This is a genomic window from Clostridium fallax (assembly GCF_900129365.1).
Lineage (GTDB): Bacteria > Bacillota > Clostridia > Clostridiales > Clostridiaceae > Clostridium_AH > Clostridium_AH fallax.
Map to the genome: position 1 here is coordinate 1 of NZ_FQVM01000060.1, position 2,039 is coordinate 2,039.

Genomic DNA, 2,039 nt, shown 5'->3' on the forward strand with positions numbered 1-2,039 from the left:
TATTTAAATATATTGAAGGTTGGTATAACAGAAAAAGGATACACTCTTCTATTAATTACATGACTCCAGATCAATGTGAATTATTAGCTAGAAGTGCAGCATGAAAAAGTTTGACTTTTTGTGTCCAAAATATTGACATAAGACCAATTTTAGTATTAACTCCTTTTCAAAGGATTGCTGTTATTGATTTTAATAGATGGAAATATGGATATAAATACGAAGAGTTTTATAAGATACAAAGTTTTAATGTTTAAGTTAATAATTCTTTTTCTATTGGTAAAATTCATGGATATTTTGATGGTGAACCTTCTTTAGAATTTTGGAATATTCTTGCTATATATGTGGCATATACATCTTTAGATTCAATAGTATGGGCTGAAAAGTTTGGAGATAATGAAATAAATGGAATGAAAAAACGCTGCATTAATGCTTTTAATGATTATAATAAATTTAAAACAATAATACCTAATTGGTATAAAACCAATAGTAATAAATATATTAATATAAATTAGAAATAAATTTATATTTAAGAAATATACTTAATTAGGTTGATGAAATCTATGAAGAAAGATTTGAAAGAAAAGTATCATTTAACAGTAAAATAATTTAGTTTTGAAATTTCTATAAAATTTTCAAGTAACGTATTTATAAGATTTCGAGTCTAAATTAAATAATCAATAAGAAGAGGATAAATTATAAATCAAATTACATCCTAATAAATTCATCATAACCAATATGAGTATCTTTTCTATATAGTTCTTTAACTTTAAATCTTGCCTTTTTATAATATTTAATTCTACTCTTATTAAAAAACTTCTCCTTAAAACAACCTCTTATTTTTATGTTTAATTATAATTTTAAATTAGTAATATATATAGCTAAATTTTATTGAATTTTATTTATAAGAGTATAAAAATGATAAAATATTGATTTTTATGGTAATATAGTTATATATTATTAAATTAATCTTAAAAGAAAATTTTCTAATAATATATAAAGGAGGTTAAATGGAAAAAAAAATATTAATATTAAAGATTTATTTTATAATTATTTTTATTATATTTTCTACACTATTATTGGGATATAAGAACATATTTAAAATTTGTACGATGATTGTACCAGGTTATTCTATAGCTAATATTACAGAAAATATTACTATGGGAAAAGTAAATCCTAAATATGGTATAGATAATTACTCAATAGTTGAATTAGGTGATATTGCTAAATCAAGTAAATTTGATATTCAAATTATTAGTTCAGAAGAAAGAAATGAAATAAAAGCTAATAAAAATTTATATAAGTTAAACAACAATAAATTTATAATACTTAAATTAAAAATTAGAAATTCAGAATCTATATCTTATAAAATAAATATTAATGATTTCTCATTAGAAAATGTTACTTCTAAAAAATCATATGTAAGTGATAGATTAAGCTTTATTATTATAAGTAATATTTGTGATGAAAAAAACAATAAAAATTTTGCGTTTTTTGATGATATAGATCCGAAAGCAATAAAATATCAATATCTAATATTTCAAATACCAAAAGAAGAAAAAATTAATGATTTAATGTTACTTCATTATCATACATATTTTAAAATAACATAAAAACAAATATTTTGTTCATAATATTTAAGTAAAAATTAATACATATACCAAAAAGGAAGATAAAATGAAAAAAATAATATTAAATTTTTCTTTAGTATTTATCCCAATTGGATTTTTTATAACTTTATTTGTGGTCTTATGTCAATATTTTGGACACAAAAAGTCAAACTTTTTCATGCTGCACTTCTAGCTAATAATTCACATTGATCTGGAGTCATGTAATTAATAGAAGAGTGTATCCTTTTTCTGTTATACCAACCTTCAATATATTTAAATATAGCTATATTAGCTTCTTCGAAGGTACGGTATGTATTTCTATATATTTCTTCCTTCTTGGTGTTAGTATAAAGTAGTGGACACATTAAGTCGAACTAAGTAAAATAATATTTAGTTAAGAAAGGATGTGTCCATTATGAGTAAGGGCAGAAG

At 21.1% G+C, this 2,039-nt stretch carries 3 protein-coding genes and 1 pseudogene; 3 read left to right on the forward strand and 1 reads right to left on the reverse strand.

The window, feature by feature from the left end:
- Window positions 1-110 precede the first annotated feature (110 nt).
- The 3 genes from BUA70_RS13090 to BUA70_RS12835 all read left to right on the forward strand — a co-directional run bounded on the left by BUA70_RS13090 (window position 111) and on the right by BUA70_RS12835 (window position 1,610).
- Window positions 111-254: a hypothetical protein gene (locus tag BUA70_RS13090; protein WP_159429655.1), complete on the forward strand. Its 144-nt coding sequence runs from the start codon at window positions 111-113 to the stop codon at window positions 252-254.
- 87 nt (window positions 255-341) lie between these two features.
- Window positions 342-512 (forward strand): hypothetical protein, encoded by a 171-nt coding sequence (locus tag BUA70_RS13095; RefSeq protein WP_159429656.1) that lies wholly within the window; start codon window positions 342-344, stop codon window positions 510-512.
- Window positions 513-1,007: 495 nt separating this feature from the next.
- Window positions 1,008-1,610: a DUF4352 domain-containing protein gene (locus BUA70_RS12835; protein WP_072897908.1), complete on the forward strand. Its 603-nt coding sequence runs from the start codon at window positions 1,008-1,010 to the stop codon at window positions 1,608-1,610.
- A 173-nt stretch (window positions 1,611-1,783) separates the two neighbouring features.
- Here the strand turns inward: BUA70_RS12835 and BUA70_RS12840 are convergent.
- Window positions 1,784-1,945: pseudogene (locus tag BUA70_RS12840) on the reverse strand (IS3 family transposase); the annotation flags it as partial.
- Between the last annotated feature and the right edge of the window lie 94 nt (window positions 1,946-2,039).

What these genes read in the sequence shown, in the direction of transcription:
- BUA70_RS12835 (WP_072897908.1), top strand. Translation starts at nt 1,008, where the DNA reads ATGGAAAAAAAAATATTAATATTAAAGATTTATTTTATAATTATTTTT.